General features: G+C 72.6%; 12 protein-coding genes. 4 read left to right on the forward strand and 8 right to left on the reverse strand.

Features of this window, described 5'->3' with window-relative positions:
* The first annotated feature begins 283 nt into the window (after positions 1-283).
* Together OG948_RS08355 and OG948_RS08360 are read left to right on the forward strand one after the other, a co-directional pair.
* Entirely contained in the window at positions 284-610 is a 327-nt protein-coding gene (locus tag OG948_RS08355; RefSeq protein WP_406295088.1) for a hypothetical protein, read from the forward strand.
* 1,018 nt (positions 611-1,628) lie between these two features.
* Positions 1,629-2,657: a DUF6745 domain-containing protein gene (locus OG948_RS08360; protein WP_406300208.1), complete on the forward strand. Its 1,029-nt coding sequence runs from the start codon at positions 1,629-1,631 to the stop codon at positions 2,655-2,657.
* 79 nt (positions 2,658-2,736) lie between these two features.
* Here OG948_RS08360 and OG948_RS08365 read toward each other — a convergent pair whose 3' ends face one another.
* The 8 genes from OG948_RS08365 to OG948_RS08400 form a co-directional block, all read right to left on the reverse strand.
* Entirely contained in the window at positions 2,737-3,696 is a 960-nt protein-coding gene (locus OG948_RS08365; RefSeq protein WP_406295090.1) for a DUF1152 domain-containing protein, read from the reverse strand.
* 52 nt (positions 3,697-3,748) lie between these two features.
* Positions 3,749-5,311, reverse strand: a complete 1,563-nt coding sequence (locus tag OG948_RS08370) for an AMP-binding protein (protein WP_406295091.1) — start codon at positions 5,309-5,311, stop codon at positions 3,749-3,751.
* Positions 5,312-5,537: 226 nt separating this feature from the next.
* The gene (locus tag OG948_RS08375) at positions 5,538-6,815 is read right to left on the reverse strand and encodes an alpha/beta hydrolase (RefSeq protein WP_406295093.1); all 1,278 of its coding nucleotides are present in this window, start codon (positions 6,813-6,815) and stop codon (positions 5,538-5,540) included.
* Between the two features lie 217 nt (positions 6,816-7,032).
* A complete protein-coding gene (locus OG948_RS08380; protein WP_406295095.1) occupies positions 7,033-8,199 on the reverse strand; it encodes an acyl-CoA dehydrogenase family protein in 1,167 nt (388 codons plus the stop codon).
* A gap of 3 nt (positions 8,200-8,202) precedes the next feature.
* The gene (locus OG948_RS08385; RefSeq protein WP_406295097.1) at positions 8,203-9,990 is read right to left on the reverse strand and encodes an acyclic terpene utilization AtuA family protein; all 1,788 of its coding nucleotides are present in this window, start codon (positions 9,988-9,990) and stop codon (positions 8,203-8,205) included.
* Positions 9,987-11,960, reverse strand: a complete 1,974-nt coding sequence (locus tag OG948_RS08390; RefSeq protein ID WP_406295099.1) for an acetyl/propionyl/methylcrotonyl-CoA carboxylase subunit alpha — start codon at positions 11,958-11,960, stop codon at positions 9,987-9,989. Before OG948_RS08390 ends, OG948_RS08385 begins: the two co-directional genes overlap by 4 nt.
* A 217-nt stretch (positions 11,961-12,177) precedes the next feature.
* Positions 12,178-13,776: an acyl-CoA carboxylase subunit beta gene (locus tag OG948_RS08395; protein ID WP_406295100.1), complete on the reverse strand. Its 1,599-nt coding sequence runs from the start codon at positions 13,774-13,776 to the stop codon at positions 12,178-12,180.
* Positions 13,777-14,137: 361 nt separating this feature from the next.
* Complete coding sequence (locus OG948_RS08400) at positions 14,138-14,938, reverse strand: hypothetical protein (RefSeq protein ID WP_406295101.1); 801 nt, start codon at positions 14,936-14,938, stop codon at positions 14,138-14,140.
* Between the two features lie 230 nt (positions 14,939-15,168).
* Here OG948_RS08400 and OG948_RS08405 point away from each other — a divergent pair, with 230 nt between their 5' ends.
* Positions 15,169-15,894, forward strand: coding sequence for a hypothetical protein (locus OG948_RS08405; protein WP_406295103.1), 726 nt, complete (start codon positions 15,169-15,171; stop codon positions 15,892-15,894).
* A 105-nt stretch (positions 15,895-15,999) separates the two neighbouring features.
* Complete coding sequence (locus OG948_RS08410) at positions 16,000-16,692, forward strand: DNA polymerase beta superfamily protein (RefSeq protein WP_406295105.1); 693 nt, start codon at positions 16,000-16,002, stop codon at positions 16,690-16,692.
* Positions 16,693-16,717: the final 25 nt, after the last annotated feature.

Raw genomic sequence — 16,717 nt, forward strand, 5'->3', positions numbered from 1 at the left:
GCCGCGGGGCGGGCGTCGCCGGGGGCACGTGGAGACTGCCGGGCCCGGCCGAGCGCGCCTGGCCGGGCGACGCCGGCGGGCGCTGGGGGCCGTGCTGCCGGCGAGGGTGTACGGGCCGGTCGGTGCTTGGGGACATCGCCGGCGGATGGTCGAGTCGGGTGTCGCTTGTGGGCGCACGTGGGGTCCGGCGCAGGGTGGGGCGCGGGTGTCGGTCGGGGTGGTTAGCGTGTGGGGCGGTGGGGTTGAGCCGACCCTGATTCGACTATCACGATGGAGGTTCGCCGTGTTTCGTCAGGGCGACATCCTGTTGCAGCCGATCCATGAGCAGACCGTGCCGAACGGGGTGAAGGCGCTGCCGACCAAACCCCGTGACGCGCGTGGGCGGTTGGTGCTCGCGCTCGGCGAGGCCACCGGGCACGCACACGCCGTCGTGGGCAGCGGCACGCTCTACCTGGCCCCGGAGCCGATGCTGATCGGGCACCTCCGCCTCGACGAGGCCACCCGCATCGTGCACGAGGAGCACGCCACCATCGACCTCCCGAAGGGTTGGTACCGCGTGGTCCGCCAGCGCGAGTACATCCCGGGCGCGGTCCGCATGGTGGCGGACTAGCGCGAATTCGATGCTCCGCCGAGCGCCACAACGCGCGGCATCGCATCCGCGGGGCCCTGCCCAGGGTTGCAGCCGGGTGTCGGGCCTGCCCGGGGCTTTCGGCGGCCCGCGCCGAATCTCCGCCGGTGCCGGCGCGGTGGGCGATGCGAGAGGCCCGCCGGATGCGGCTCGGGGTGCCGAACTCCGAGCCGCGAAGCGGAGACACCGCAGCCCGCCTGGCGTGGCGCGCAGGGCACGACGACCGGTCGCCGCACCCACCGCGCGCCGGAACGCACCCGCACCCGCCGAAGTGTTCCGGTGGATCGCCGCCGACCGCCGTCGAGCCGCTCCCCGACCGCCACCGAGCCGGCCGGGTGGAGGCGGGCACGGCGTAGCCGGTAGAACCGTAGGCTCCGCCTTCGGGTGCTCGGGCGGAGCCGGTGGGCGCGATCGTCCCGAGCCGACCAAGACACAACCGCACGTCACGGGAGACACGATGGCCACGCCGCCCCGCAAGCTGCCCGGGATCGCGCTGCCGCGCAAGGCAGTCGTCCCGCCCCCGCCGGCCCCACCCGCTCCGCCCGCCAATCCGGCCGCCGCGTCCTGGGCCGCGCACCGTGACCGCGAAGCGCGCGCGGCCCGGGCGGCCGAAGCGGCGACGCCGGCCGCTCCCCCGGCTCCTCCGGCTGCCGACGCCCCGGCCCCCGCCGCCGCCGCAGCGGCGGTCTCCGAGGCCGAGCAAGCGGCACGGGCCGCCATCCGCGCCAGGCGCGCCCCGCACCACGCCCCGACCCGCACGGCCGACCAGCCCGGGCCGGCCGGGCCCGGGGCCCCGCGACCCGCCGCCACCCGCCGACCGGGGCCGACCGCGACCACCCACCACACACCCGTCCCCCGCCACTCGGCCGTGCTCGACCTCGCGGATCGGCTCGCGTTGGCGGAGGCCGTCACCGACTGGGCGCACGTGGCCGCCGCCACCGGTCCCGCCGACCGGCCCGCCGCCGAGGCGGCCATCAAGGCCGTCTACCGGGCCGCGGGCATGCCCGAGCCGGAGCGGGTGGTCTGGTACGACTCGCCCCTCGCGGCGGCGGTGGCCGCCGCAGTGGCGGCCGGCAGTTGCAAGCCCGCCGACCTCGCCGCCACCCGGCTGTCGGTGAAGGTGCCCGGCCGTCCGGGCCGCCCCGTGCAGGAACGGCTCTGGAGCGGCCCCTGGACGGCCGCCAAGGCCGAGGCCACCGCGGCGCTCGGCGCGGCCGGCTGGGACCTCGCCTGGGCCGAGGGCGCCGATCGGCTGTGGGAGCCCACCCGGCAGCTCACCGAGCGGATCCGCGAGGCCGTGCACTCCGGCGTCGGCGCGTGGGACCCGTCCGTGCGCACCCCCGCCTCGCGAGGCCGCTGGGACGTCGCGGACAAGGTCCGTGCGACCACGCACAGCGCCCTGGGCGGTCAGCACGACGCGGCCTGGCTCGCGGTCTTCGACGGACTCAAGGAGCGCTTCCCCGAGTTCGAGTTCCCGCTCCTGGCCGAACTCGGCGAGGTGGCCCGGCACATCGGCTGGTGGTGGCCGTACGAGCGGGTCGTGCTCGTCAGCGAGCGGCCCACCACGATGCACCGCGACGACCAGTCGCGGCTGCACAACGGCGACGGCCCCGCACTGAGCTACGCCGACGGCTTCGCGCTGCACGCGTGGCGCGGGATGCCCGTCCCGGCCGACTTCGTCGGCGGGCTCGGCCCCGGCGGCAGCCGGCTGACCGTACGCGCGATCCACAACGAGGACAACGCCGAGCTGCGCCGGGTGATGCTGGAGATCTACGGCTACGACCGCTACCTGCGCGAGGTCGGCGCGCAACCGCTGGACCGGGACGAGACCGGCGTGTTGTGGGAGATCGAACTCGACGACGACGAGCCGATCGTGATGGTCGAGGTGCTCAACTCCACCCCCGAACCGGACGGCACCACCCGTACCTACTGGCTGCGCGTACCGCCGGACACCGAGACCGCCCGGGAGGGCGTGGCCTGGACGTTCGGCCTGAGCCCGGAGGACTACCGTCCACTGCGCGAAACCTGACGCCCGGTCACCGGCCCCGGCGTGCCGCGGCACGCCGGCCTCGCGCCCCGAACACCGCCCCGATCCCGCGCCCCGCACGTCAGTGCGGGATCGCCTGCCTCGGCCGAGTGGTGGCCAAGCCGTCGCGGAACTCGTCGATCCGGCGCGCGACGTCCCAGATCGTCACGCTGCCCTCCAACAGCGACAGATACAACGAGCGTTCGGCCAGCCCGGCCAGGTCGACGGTGAAGTACACACTCATCAGCGGATTGATGAACAGCTCGCTGTTGTCCGTGCGTTCGGTGAAATGCGCGTCGCCGAACCGCCCCTGCAACGCCGCGCCGACCGACCCGTGCACGATGCTCGGCCGCCGCGGGGTGAGCCGATTCGCGTACGCCACCGCGTCCAGATACAGCGCCCCCTCGCGCGATTCGCGCGGGATCGACAGCGCGCCGAGGTAGTGCCCCGAGCGGGTGAGCGCGGCCAGGTTCTCCAACACCTGGGCGTGGCAGATGCCGTGGTAGGAGTCGATGCCGAAGCCGAGCGAGACGACCAGCCGGGTCGGCACCCGGACGCCGGCCACCGCGGCGAGGCTGGTCATGTCCTCCTCCGGAGTGCCCAACGACGCCTCGTCGCCGCGCATCAGGATGTCGGTACCGCCGTCCACGAGCACGATCGCGTCCACGTCCAGGTCCTTGACCAACCGGCGGTAGGCGGCCCGCACCGGCTCGACCCCGGTCTTCCCGAACGCGTACACCGTGTCCGGCAAGCCGTTGCGCGCCAGCCACATCGCCAGTGCCCGCTCCGGGAAGTAGTCGTCGTTGCCCGGCGTGTCCGGCCGTACCGCCGCCAATCCCGGCAACAGCCGGTCCCGGGACGGGAGTCGATCCACCGTCACGAACGACAGGTTCGCGTAGTGCACCCGTTTGCCCTGCTCGGTCAGCGCCAGGCCGAGCGGCAGGCCGGCGAACACGTCGAAGCCACCGCCCGCTCCGGCGATCAACACGGAGCGGGCGTCCCGGAGGCGGGCGAAGATCGGGGGTTCGGTGAGGGTGAACACGCGCGGACCGTACCAAGGTGATCATGCCGCGCGTCAAGGCAATTGGCGGTGCTCAGGCCGAACCCACCGCGACCGCGCGGTACTCCTCGACCAGCAGTCGCTTGTACAGCTTCCCGGTCGGGTGCCGAGGCAGTTCGGCGCGGAAGTCCACCGACCGAGGACACTTGTGGTGGGCCAGCCGCGCGCGGCAGTAGGCGATCAGCTCGTCGGCCAACTCCGGTCCCACCAGCGCGTCTTCGGCCGGTTGCACGACCGCCTTGACCTGCTCGCCCAGGTCCTCGTGCGGAATGCCGAACACCGCGACGTCGGCGATCGCGGGATGCAGCGCGAGCAGGTTCTCCACCTCCTGCGGGTACACGTTCACCCCACCGCTGATGATCATGTGTGCTTGACGATCCGTCAGATACAGGTAGCCCTCCGCGTCCAGCCGGCCGATGTCGCCCAGCGTGGTCCAGCCCCGGCCGCCGGGGTCGCGGCCGGCCTCGGTCTTGGCCGGGTCGCGGTGGTACGAGAACTGCGGCCCGTCGGCGAAATAGACGATGCCGTGCTCGCCCACCGGCAGTTCGCGGCCCTCCTCGTCGCAGATGTGCGGGGTGCCCAGGATCGCCCGCCCCACCGTGCCCCGGTGCGCGAGCCATTCCTCGGGGGTGCAGCCGACGTAGCCGTTGCCCTCGGTACCGGCGTAATACTCGTACAACACCGGCCCCCACCAGGCCATCATGCGTTCCTTGACCTCGGGCGGACACGGCGCCGCCGCGTGCACCGCGTAGCGCAGCGACGACAGGTCGTACCGCTCGCGCACCTCGGCCGGCAGTTTGAGCATCCGGACGAACATGGTCGGCACCCACTGGCTGTGCGTCACCCGGTACCGCTCGATCGCGGCGAGCGCGGTCTCGGGGTCGAAGCGCTCCAGGACCACCACGGTGTGCCCGCCCCGCAGGAACTGCATGCAATAGCGCAACGGGGCCGCGTGGTAGAGCGGCGCGGGACACAGGTAGACGTCGCCGCCCTCGCCCGAGGTGTTCATCCCGTACAGCGCGCCGATCAGGTGAAACAGCGTCAGGGCCGGTCCGGTGCCCACCGGGTGGTCCTCGCGCGTGGGCAACACGCCCTTGGGGCGACCGGTGGTGCCGGACGAGTACAACATGTCCGCGCCCTCGACCTCGGTCGCGATCGGCGTGCTCGGGTACGGTCGGACCGCGGCTTCGTACGGCTCGAAACCCGGCACCGCGCCGTCCAGCATCAGCAGGCGCTCCACCCGGGGCGCACGTTCGAGGACGGCACTCGCGAGTTCGGCCTGCGCGGCCGAGGAGACGAACACCCGGGCCCCGCAGTTGTCCACCACGTACACCAGCTCGTCCGGGTGCAGCCGAACGCCGATCGGCGTATAGATCAACCCGGAGCGCTGCGCGGCCCAGGTGAGCGCGAGGTAGAGCGGGTGGTTCTCCAGCGCGATGGCGATGTGGTCGCCGGGACGCAGCCCGGCGTCGTACAGCAGGTGTGCGAAGCGGTTGCATTCCGCGTCCAGTTCGGCGTAGGTGACGACACGACCGGTGCCGGCCATGATCACGGCGGGGCGGTCGGGGTGCGCGGCGGCGATGACACCGGGATGCATGGGCGATCCTCGTCTCGGTGCGACGGTCCCGCTCCCGAGCGGGGCGCGGGCTCCTGAGCTTCCGTTCGGATGGCGCCGCAGAAGTCTCGCACCGTACCCAGCCGTATTGAAGACACCGCCCGCGTCGGCGCCGAGCGTGTCCGCGACGCACGTGCCCGGTCCGAGCCACTCTCGCGGTGGGTCCCCGGGCGCTCCCGGGGCGCCCCCGAGCACCCTCGAAGCCCGCTCAGTGCAGCGGTCGCCCACCCGCGAAGGCCGGTCCGCGCACCTCGCCGCCGGGCCGATCCCCCGCCGGCGGCGCCAGTTCGCGCCCCAGCCACTCGAACGCGGCCGGCAGACCCTTGGCCCAGGTGCCGAAGTTGTGCCCGCCGGACGGCTCGATCCGCACCTTCACGGTGTCCGTCGGCCGGAACTTGCGGGCGAATTCGCGTGCCTCCCGGGCGGTCTTGCCCTCGCCCTTGGCCGCGAACAGGTACATCCGCACCGGCGGCCTGCGCGCGTCCTCGATGGTGTGCAGCGGGCTGTTGGCCCGGCGCAACCCCTCGTCGCCGCGATACAGGTCGCCGGTGGTCATGTCGGTGATCGCCTTGAAGTAGCCGGAGAGGCTGGCCGCCGCCGCGTAGCGGTCGGGGTGGCGCAGGGCCAGGTTCGCGGAGCAGAAGCCGCCGGTGGAGTAGCCGAGCAGGCCCCAGTGCGCCGGCGCGGGCGCGGTCCGGAAGTTGGCCGTGATGGCGTCCGGCACGTCCTGGCCGAGGTAGGTGTCCGCGCGCGAGCCGCCCGGGGCGTCCACGCATTCGCTGTCCCGGCCCGCGATCGGGTTCTGGGCCGCGATCACCACGATGGTCGGCGGCATCCGGCCCGATTCCATCAGCCCGGCGAGCATCTGGTGCACCTTCATCCGGCGCAGCCAGGTGTCGGGCGTGCCGGGGAAGCCGGAGGTGAGCTGGATCACCGGAAAGCGGGCGCGGGTGTTCTCCGGCGCGAAGTAGGCGGCGGGCAGGTAGACGAAGGTGTCCAGCTTGTAGCCGGTACGCGGGCCCTGGATGCTCGTGTTGACCAGCACGCCGTGCTTGGGGTCGGCGCCCTTGCGCCGGGGGTGCGGGGCCCTGGGCTGGTCGGTCAGCGGGGGCTTGGTGACCATGAACGGCAGGCCCTTGCCGCCGTCGTCGGAGAACGGGACGGCCGGCTTGGGGTCGAGGTGCTTGACCTTCACGGTGGCCACCGACACATCCGGCACCGACGGTCCGTCGGCGATGTGCATCAGGTCGGACAGGGTCGAGTAGAAGTACATCTGCGCGTTGACCGCGGCCAGGATGGTGAAGGTCACCATGAGCTGGGTGAACAGCAGGGTGCAGATACGGCGGGTGCGCTGGAGCGTGGGGCGGTTCCAGAACCAGACGGTGGCGAACGCGGTGCCGGCGGTGACGACCGCCATGCCTATGACGAACCAGATGCTCGTGATGTCCACGTCCCAGAAGGGGCGTCCCGCCAACTGTTGATCCACGCTCCCACTGCCTTCTTCGCCGGGCCCGACCGATAGCGCCGATCCCGGCCCGCACCCCACAGCCGCGCCGGGAGCGGAGCAGCCTGCCCGTCCATCTTGTGCCCGGCCGCGCGTGGGCGCGTCGATCCAGAGTCCATGGCCGAGTCATTCACAAGTCGCACGCGAGCCCGCCGGCTCCTCCGCGCTCCGGGGCGCGCCAGGACATGGTCGGGCGTGGTCAGTACGAACGCGGCAATCCCAGTGTGTGCTGCGCCACATGATTGAGGATCATCTCCCGGCTGACCGGGGCGATCCGCAGCGTGCGGGCGATACCCCACAGCGGGACCAGTCCGTAGTCGCGGCTCATGCCGTTGCCGCCGTGGGTCTGGATGGCGGCGTCGACCGCGTGCACGGCGGCCTCGGCGGCGGCGTACTTGGCCATGTTCGCGGCCTCTCCCGCGGCCTTGACCATGTGCTCGCCCGCGTCGTGCAGCCAGGCCGCCCGGGCCGTCATCAGCGCGGCCAGCTCGACCTCGATCGCGGCCTCGGCGAGCGGGTGCGCGATGGCCTGGTGGGTGCCGATGGGGGCGCCCCACACCTCGCGGGTACGGGCGTACTCGGCGGCTCGGGCGAGCGCGTGCCGGGCGATGCCCACGCCCAGGGCCGCGCCGGTCACCCGCTCCGGGTTCAGGCCGTGGAACACCTGGCGCAGCCCGTCGCCCTCGGTGCCGATCAGGCGGTCGGCGGACACCGGTACGTCGTCGAAGAACAGCGTGAACTGCCGCTCCGGCGCCGCGCCTTCGATCGCCAGCGGGGTCGCGGTCAGGCGCGGGTGGTCGGCGTCCACCAGGAACAGCGAGAGCCGGCCGCGCCCGGAGTCGGGGTCGGTGCCGGTTCGGGCGACCACCAGGATCGCGTCGGCCTCGTCGACGCCGGAGATGAACTGCTTGGTGCCGCGCAACAACCAGCCGTCGCCGTCCCGGGTCGCGGTGGTGGCCAGGCGGTGGGTGTTGGAGCCCGCGTCGGGCTCGGTGATCGCGAACACGATCTTGCCCCTGCCCGACGCCAGCAGGGGCAGCCAGGTGCCCTTCTGCTCGGCGGTGCCGAACCGGGTGAGCACCTCGCCCGCGATCGCGCCGGAGACCAGGAGCAGCAGCAGCGGGCAACCGTGTGCGGCGACCTCCTCGCACACGATCGCCAACTCGACCAGGCCACCGCCCCCGCCGCCGTACTCCTGCGGGATGTTGACGCCGATGTAGCCGTGTTTGCCGAGGGCCTGCCACAGTTCGGTGGTGGGCCGGCGGTCGCGGCTGTGCTCGGCGAAGTAGCCGGGGCCGAATCCGTCGGTGATCGCGCCCACCGCCGCGCGCAGGGCCCGGTGTTCGTCGCTCTCGTCGAATCGCATGGCTCACCCGTCCAGCAGCGTCGTGGGGATGTCGGTGTGCCGGGACCGGATGTACTCGGCCAGGCCCTTGGCCTGCGGGTCCGGGCGGGTGGAGGCCGCGACGCCCTCGCCGAGCAGGCCGGCGATCACGAAGTTGACCGCGCGCAGGTTCTCCAGCACGTACCGCTGGATCGGCAACCCGGCGGCCTCCGGCAGCAGTTCGCGCAGTCGGTCCACCGTCAGGTGTCCGCGCAGCCAGCGGAATCCCGGGTCGTCGCGGGCCCACAGGCCGAGGTTGGCGTCGCCGCCCTTGTCGCCGGAGCGCGCGCCGCAGACCAGCCCGAGCGGGACCCGGCGGGTCGGTCCCCCGTCGCGGGCCGCGGGTTCGGGGGCGGAAAGGGGATCGGGCAGCGGTGCGGTGTGCTCGGGTGGGGCGATCACCTTGGTTGTGCCGTCGGGCAGCACCACGGTGTGCTCGACCTCGGTCGCCGGGATCCACGCGGCGCGGAAGACGCCGTACGCGGTCTCGGCGGTGGGTGGCGTGGTGGTGTGGAAGCCCGGGTAGCCGGCCAGCGCGAGTTCGACGACCGCGGCGGAGAAGGCCCGGCCGACCTTGGTCGGGTCGGGGTCCTTGACGGTAACCCGCAGATGCGCGGTGGCCTGCTCGTTGGTCGGTGCGTCGGGTCGGTCGTAGCGGATCAGCCGCACGTCGACCTCGGCGAATCGGTCCCGGCCGCCGAGCGTGTCGAACAACATGCGTTCGGCGTGCGCGGCCTTGGCCTCGATGTCCAGGCCGGTCAGCACCATGGTCATGGTGTTGCGGTAGCCGCCGAGTTCGTTGACGGCGACCTTGAGGGTGGGCGGCGGCGGCAGGCCGCGTACGCCGCGGATCCGGACCCGGTCCGCGCCGGCTCGGCCGAGCGTGATGGTGTCGAAGCGGGCCACCGCGTCCGGGTTGGCGTAGGCGGGTCCGGCGATCTCGTACAGCAGTTGCGCGGTGACCGTGCCGATCGAGACCAGGCCGCCGGTGCCGCGGTGCTTGGTGATCACCGAGGATCCGTCCGCGGCGACCTCGGCGATCGGGAAGCCGGGGCGGCGGGTGTCCAGCGCGAAATCGGCCGTGCGACCCGGGCGTTGCGGACGCGGCAGGTCGCCGAGGAAGGGGTAGTTGCCGCCCGTGGCCTGCGGACCGCACTCGATCACATGGCCGGCGACGATCGCGCCGGCGAGCCGGTCGTGCTCCGTGCGCCGCCAGCCGTGCCACCACGCGGCGGGGCCTACCACCAGCGACGCGTCGGTCACCCGCGGACAGATCACGATGTCCGCGCCCTCGGCGAGCGCTTCGGCGATGCCCCAGCCGCCGAGGTAGGCGTTGGCGGTCACCGCGCGTGGGCCGGCGTCGATCCGCTCCAGCACGTCGTCGCCCGTGACGTAGGCGATCCGTGGGGCCAGGCCCAGGCGTTCCGCGCTCGCCCGCAGCCGCTCGGCGAGGCCGGCCGGGTTGAGGCCACCGGCGTTCGAGACGATCCGGATGCCCCGGTCCAGGCAGGTGCCCATGACCTGTTCCATCTGGGTCACGAAGGTGCGCGCGTAGCCGGCGGTGGGATCCTTGGCCCGGGCCTTCCACAGGATGGACATGGTCAGCTCGGCGAGGTAGTCGCCCGTGAGCACGTCGATCGGGCCGTCCTCGACCATCTCGCGGGCGGCGGCGAGCCGATCGCCGTAGAAACCGGAGCAGTTCGCGATCCGCACCGGGCGGCGGGCGGCGCGCTCGTCACCCGCCGGGTGCTCTCGTCGTCGCGTCCCGCTCATCCGGCCGCCTCCACCGGGGCGGTCACCACGGCCAACACCGCGCCGGCGTCGACCGGTTCGCCGGGGCCGACCGGCAGGTGGGTCACCACACCCTCGTGCGGCGCGGTCACCTCGTGCTCCATCTTCATCGCCTCCACCGCCAGCACGAGTTGTCCGGCCACCACGTGCTCGCCCTCGGCGACCGCGACCCGGACCACGGTGCCGGGCATCGCGGCGAGCAGCGAGCCGGCGGGTTCGGCCTCGGCCTCGGCGGGTTCGGGCAGGCGGGGCAGTTCGATCAGCTCGCTCGCGCCGAGTGGGCTGTCCAGGTAGACCGTGTCACCGACCCGGTGCACCGCGATCGTGCGCCGCACGCCGTCCGCGCCCAGGTCCACCCGATCCGCGTGTGCGGCGTGAACGACCAGTCCGGGCAGGGGCTTTCCGTCGATGGCGAGATGATCCGGGAGGCGGTAGGTGACGGTCGTACGGCCGTCCGTGTCGTGCGCGTAGGTGACCTGCTGGTCGGCGCTGCGGACGTTGCGCCAGCCGCTGGGGATGCCCGTCAGTACGCGGGCCGCCGCGCGCCGCTCGGCCTGCCCGGCCAGTGCCGCGGCGGCGGCGTGGATCGCGGAGACCGCCGGGTCGGCGGCGCACAGGTCGGCGGCCGAATGCCGGTCCAGGAAGCCGGTGTCCGCGTCACCGGCGGCGAACTCGGGTGAGCGCAGGATGCCCACGAGCAGGTCCCGGTTGGTGCGTACGCCGTGCAGCCGGGCCCGGGCGAGCGTGTGGGCGAGCTTGCGGCAGGCCTCGTCGCGGGTCGGCGCGTACGCGATCACCTTGGCCAGCAGCGCGTCGTAGTGCGGCCCGACCCGGCTGCCGGTGACCACGCCGGCGTCCACCCGGATGCCGTCCGCCTCGGGGATGTCGAAGCGGTGCAGCGTGCCGACCGAGGGGGCGTAGCCGCGTACCGGGTCCTCCGCGTACAGCCGGGCCTCGATCGCGTGGCCGACGGCGACCGGTGCGTCGGGCAGCGCGTGGCCCTGGGCGACCAGGAGTTGCAGCCGGACCAGGTCGAGGCCGGTGGTCAGTTCGGTGACCGGATGCTCGACCTGGAGTCGGGTGTTGACCTCCAGCAGGTGGAAGGCGCCGGAGGGGTCGAGCACGAACTCGACGGTGCCCGCGCCGACATAGCCGATCGCCCGACCCGCGGCGACGGCCGCCGCGCACAGCCGCTCGCGCAGCGCCCGGTCGACGGCGGGCGAGGGGCTCTCCTCGATCAGTTTCTGGTGCCGGCGCTGGACCGAGCAGTCCCGTTCGAAGAGCGCGAGCACGTTCCCGTGGGTGTCCCCGAAGATCTGTACCTCGACGTGCCGCGGTCGCTCGACCAGGCGCTCCAGGAAGACGGTGTCGTCGCCGAACGCGGCGCCCGCCTCGCGCCGGGCCGCGGCCACCGCCCGGGCCAGGTCCGCCTGTTCGCGCACCGCGCGCATGCCTCGACCGCCGCCGCCGAAGGCGGCCTTGACCAGGAGCGGGAAGCCGATCCGGGCCACGAGCGCTTCGGCCTTCGCGTCCTCGCGGACCATCCCGCCCGGGAGGACCGGCACACCTGCGGCGCCCAGCAGTTCCTTCGCCGCGAGCTTGTCGCCCATCGCGGCGATGGTGTGCGGGGCGGGTCCGACGAACACGAGCCCGGCGGCCTCGACCTGCCGGGCGAAGTCGGCGTTCTCGGACAGGAACCCATAGCCCGGGTGGATCGCGTCGGCGCCGGTGGTGCGGGCCGCCTCGACCAGCAACTCGCCGCGCAGGTAGGTGTCCGCGGCCGCGTCGCCCGGCAGCCGGACGGCCTGGTCGGCCGCCGACACGTGCGGCGAGTCGACGTCGGGGTCGGCGTACACGGCCACGGTGTCGATGCCCATCGTGTGCGCGGTGCGGGCGATCCGAACCGCGATCTCGCCGCGGTTGGCGATCAACAGCCTGCGGATGAGCGGCATACGATCCCCTCGGGGTGCGGGTTTCCGGGTCGGTGCGGGGTTCCGGGGTCGGTGCGAATTCTTCGGTTGTTTCCAGTTGCGGGACGGTGCGGGTCGGTGCGGTGCCGGGTGGGGTCGGTATCGGTTTCGGGTGCCTGCCGTGTGGGTGCTCGGGGTCTGGGACACTTGCGGTGTGAGGCGCTTGCGGGGTTGCCGCCGGCGGCGGTTGCGAGGCGGGTCACATCCGGAAGACCCCGTATCCCGTGGTGCCCGCGATCGGTGCCGAGTGGGCCGCCGACAGTGCGATGCCCAGCACGGTGCGGGTGTCGCGCGGGTCGATCACGCCGTCGTCGTAGAGCCGCGCGGTGACGAAGAACGCGTGCGACTCACGCTCGATCTGCGCCTCGATCGCGCCGCGTCGCAGTTCGTCCACGTCCTCGTCGAAGGGGATCCCGCGCGCGGCGGCGGCCTGTCGGCCGACGATGGACAACACGCCGGCCAGTTGCGCGGCGCCCATCACCGCGAGCTTCGCGGTCGGCCACGCGAACAGCAGCCGGGGGTCGAAGGCACGGCCGGACATACCGTAGTTGCCCGCGCCGAAGGACGCGCCGATGTTCAGGGTCAGGTGCGGCACGGTCGAGTTGGTCACCGCGTTGATCATCTTTGCGCCGTCCTTGACGATGCCGCCCTGCTCGTACGCGGTGCCCACCATGTAGCCGGTGGTGTTCTGGAGGAACAGCAGCGGGGTGTCCGAGCGGTTCGCCAACTGGATGAACTCGGCGGCCTTCTTCGACTCCTCGCCGAACAACACGCCGCGCGCGTTGGCCAGTACGCCGACCGGGAAGCCATGCACGGACGCCCATCCGGTGACCAGGCTGGTTCCGTAGCCGGGCTTGTACTCGCCGAACCGCGAGCCGTCCACGACCCGGGCCAGCAACTCCCTCGGGTCGAACGGGACTCGCAGATCCGCCGAGACCAGGCCGAGTACCTCGTCGATGTCGTACAGCGGTTCGTCCGCCGGCTTCGTCGGTCCGGGTCCGTGTTTGCGCCAGTTCAGTTCGGCCACGATCCGCCGCCCGATCCGCAGGCAGTCGTACTCGTCGACGGCGTAGTGATCGGCGAGCCCGGACACGCGCGCGTGCATCGCGGCGCCGCCCAACTCCTCGTCGTCTGCCTCCTCGCCGGTGGCCATCCGCACCAGCGGCGGACCGCCCAGGAACACCTTGGCCTGCCCGGCCACGAGCACCGAGTGATCGCACAGCCCCGGGATGTACGCGCCGCCCGCCGTCGAGTTGCCGAACACCAGCGCGATGGTGGGAATGCCCAGCGCGGACAGCTCGGTCAGGTCGTGGAAGACCCGCCCACCGGGGACGAACAACTCGGCCTGGGTGGGCAGATCGGCGCCGCCGGACTCGACCAGGCTGATCACCGGCAGCCGGTTGCGGCGGGCGATCTCCAGCGCACGCAGGTTCTTGCGCAGGGCGTACGGGTTGAGCGAACCACCGCGCACCGTCGGGTCGTTGGCGATCAGTACGCACTCCACGCCGGAGACCGGGCCGATGCCGGTGACCAGACCCGCGCCGACGGTGAACTCGGTACCCCACGCGGCGAGTGAGGACAGTTCCAAAAACGGCGCGTCCTGGTCGAGCAGCAGCTCGATCCGCTGACGTGCGGTCAGCCGCCCGCGCGCGAGGTGCCGTTCGACGTAGCGCTCGCCGCCGCCGGCGCGGGCCAGGTCGAGCTGTTCGTGCAGCTCCGCGAGAGCGGCGAGCTGCGCCGTGCGGTTGTCCCGGTAGGTGTCCGACCGGGGATCGAGCCGGGAACGAAGTACGGGCACGACGTCGCCTCCTCGCCTGACGAAGCACGTCGACGCATATCGACGCATGTCGAAGGCAGCTTCCGGATGTTAACGGCCGGTCACTTGGCTACGGAAGGGTCGGCGCGGTACGGCAATCGACGGCGCGGAAGGGCTCTGGGTGGGTCTGGAGTGGCGGCGCGGTCGGAGTGGGCCGATGGGGTGACGGCGGTGGCTGGTCGCGGTCGGGCGTCGGCCATGTGGGTCCTCCGGGGCGGCGGGATGGGTGGCGGATCATCGCTCCGGTACCCCCTGCCCGGGAAAACACGACACCGACGCGGGCCCGGGATGGCGGGATCGTGTCGGTGTCGGTGTCGGTGCCGGGTCGGTCTGGCTGTCCGGGTCAGCCGTGGTGGTGACCGTGGTGGCCCGCGTGCGGGTCGGCGGGCGCGGCGGGCTCGGCGGCCGGCTTCGCGGCCTCGACGGTGAATTCCGCGGTCCGCACCACGCCGCCGTGCCGGAAGTCGAGAAAGAACCGGTAGGTGCCGACGCTGGGCAGTTCGGTGTGGAAGGCGATCTCCGGGCCTGCCGGGGTGATCCCGTCGCCGGGTGCGCCGCCCGGGTGTACGTGCAGGTAGGCCAGGTCGCCCTCGCGCAGCACCACGAGGTGCCCGAACGCGGCGAGGTATGGCTCCAGGTCGGTGACGGGGCGGCCGTCCCGGGCCACTGAGAGGGTGATGTGCGCGCCCTGCCCGGCGGCCGGGTCACCGGTCAGGGTCACCGTGTACCCGTCCACCTCGGCGGTCGGCGCCGGCGCGGGCAGCGGCACCGGCCGGAAGTCGCCGGCGACGTGGATGTCCACGCCGAGGGTGAGCGGGGTGCCGGTGGCGGCCGGGGCGAAGTCGGTGAAGACGCGGTAGGTGCCGGCCCGGTCGAGGGTGAGTTCCTGGGTCCAGACGCCGTCCTCGCCCAGCACCGGGTGCACGTGCCGGAAGCCGCTCAGGTCGCGCCGGACCACGATCAGGTGCAGGTCCTTGTCGTGCTGCGGTAGGTACTCGCGCACCGGGGCTCCGTCGGGGCCGTCGATCCGGAACGCGAAGGTGCCGGCGGGCGCCGCGACCGGGACCAGCGTGTAGCCGTCGCGGGAGACCTGGAGGCCCTCGGGCGTGGCGGGGGCTGCGGCGTGGTGGGCGTGGACGGTCATGGCGGACTCCCGGAATCGAGTGGTGTGGTCGAGCGAGCCGGTCCGGCCGCTCGGTGGCCTCGGTCGCGGCCACAACCGGAAGATATACCCCTTGGGGGTATATAAACAAGCAATGGGCGAGCGGAGATAAAGCGAAGTGGCCGGGGTCACTTGACGGCTAACGCCGTTAGCTAGATGATGAACCCAAGTGGCTAACGGCGTTAGCCGATCGAATCTCGGGAGACGACCTCATGACCATCACCATGAACACGACGGACACGACGGACACGACGAACGCGACGCCCGCCTCGGGCGAGCAGGCCACGCCGCTGCCGCACCCACCGGGCGCACGGAGCCGGCAACCGCTCGTCGCCGGTGTCACCCACGCCGCCGCCTGGGTCGCCGGCCTCACCGTCGCGGCCGGCGCCACGCCGGAGTTGGGCGACTCGGCCGCCGAGATCACCTCCACGTACGTCGACGACGCGGGTCGGGCCGTCGCGCAATCCGTGCTCGTACACGGGCTCGCGGCCGGCGCGCTGGCCGTACTCGGTGTCGCGCTGCTGCGTCGGGCGGCCGGCGGCCGGGACCGGGCCACCCGCTTCGCGGGCTGGGCGGGCCTGACCTCGGCCGTGCTCGCCGTCATGCAACTGGTGCTCGAACTGGTCGCCATCGGCCGGGCCGACGTAGGCGATCCGGGGCTTGCGGGCGGGCTGTTCGAGCTGGTCCAGCGCATCGACGGCGTCAAGATGTTCGCCCTCGCCGCGCTGGCGTTGGGCGTGGGTGTCGCCGCGCGCCGGGTCGTGCCGCTGCGCCGTTGGGAATCGCTCACCGGCTACGCCCTCGCCGCCACGATCGTCGGCTCCGGCCTCGGCTACCTGCTCCTGAACACCGCGTTCGCGCGGTTGGCCCTGCTGTCCCTGCCGCTGCTGCTGGTCTGGGTCGTCGCCCTGGGCCACGCGCTGTCCCGGCGGTCCTGACGACGTCGATGGGTGTGCGGGCGGGAAAAACGGGATTCGCATCGTGCGCGGGATGTCGGATACTTCGGGCTCGGCCGCGGGATCATGGGAGCGAGGATCGGCGAGATGCGCACACTGCTGATGGGGGTGGTCGGCTCGACCGCCTATGGGCTGGCCACGGCGGAGTCGGACGAGGACCTGCTCGGCGTGTACATCGCCGACTCGCGCGAGGTCCTCGGGCTGAACAGCGCCACCGTGACGAGCGGCTCCAGGGTGACCACGAAGCCCGACGTGACGATGCACGAACTGGGCAAGTACTGCGGGCTGGCGCTCAAGTGCAACCCGACGGTGACCGAGCTGCTCTGGCTCCCCGAGTACCGGGTCGAGACCGAGGCCGGCCGCCGACTCCGGGCCCTGCGCGGCGCGTTCCTGTCCACCGAGTATGTGCGGTCGGCCTACGGCGGCTACGCCATCCAACAGGCCAAGCGGCTGCTGGGTCGGCACGAGGCGGGCAAGGAGGGCTTCTCCTCCGACACGGCCAAGCGCACCGCGAAACACGGCCGGCACTGTCTACGCCTCCTGCTCCAAGCCCAACACATACTCCGCACAGGCGAGTTGCTTCTCGACGTCAGCGCCCACCGCGAAGACCTCTTCGCTGCGGGTCGGCTCGCCGCCGAGAACCCCGAAGCCTTCACGCAACGCTTCGAACACGAAAAGGCCACCCTCGACGCCATCGACTCGGTCCTCCCCGACCGCCCCGACCGCGAAGCGGTCAACACCCTCGTGGTCGACCTCCGCCTGGCCGCGCTCACGGGATGAACCCGACAATGCCCCGCCCCCGAAT

This window comes from Embleya sp. NBC_00888, assembly GCF_045207655.1.
In the GTDB taxonomy this organism is placed as follows: domain Bacteria; phylum Actinomycetota; class Actinomycetes; order Streptomycetales; family Streptomycetaceae; genus Embleya.

What these genes read in the sequence shown, in the direction of transcription:
- OG948_RS08360 (WP_406300208.1), top strand. Translation starts at nt 1,629, where the DNA reads ATGCCCGAGCCGGAGCGGGTGGTCTGGTACGACTCGCCCCTCGCGGCG.
- OG948_RS08370 (WP_406295091.1), bottom strand. Translation starts at nt 5,311, where the DNA reads ATGCATCCCGGTGTCATCGCCGCCGCGCACCCCGACCGCCCCGCCGTG.
- OG948_RS08380 (WP_406295095.1), bottom strand. Translation starts at nt 8,199, where the DNA reads ATGCGATTCGACGAGAGCGACGAACACCGGGCCCTGCGCGCGGCGGTG.
- OG948_RS08385 (WP_406295097.1), bottom strand. Translation starts at nt 9,990, where the DNA reads ATGAGCGGGACGCGACGACGAGAGCACCCGGCGGGTGACGAGCGCGCC.
- OG948_RS08390 (WP_406295099.1), bottom strand. Translation starts at nt 11,960, where the DNA reads ATGCCGCTCATCCGCAGGCTGTTGATCGCCAACCGCGGCGAGATCGCG.
- OG948_RS08400 (WP_406295101.1), bottom strand. Translation starts at nt 14,938, where the DNA reads ATGACCGTCCACGCCCACCACGCCGCAGCCCCCGCCACGCCCGAGGGC.
- OG948_RS08405 (WP_406295103.1), top strand. Translation starts at nt 15,169, where the DNA reads ATGACCATCACCATGAACACGACGGACACGACGGACACGACGAACGCG.
- OG948_RS08410 (WP_406295105.1), top strand. Translation starts at nt 16,000, where the DNA reads ATGCGCACACTGCTGATGGGGGTGGTCGGCTCGACCGCCTATGGGCTG.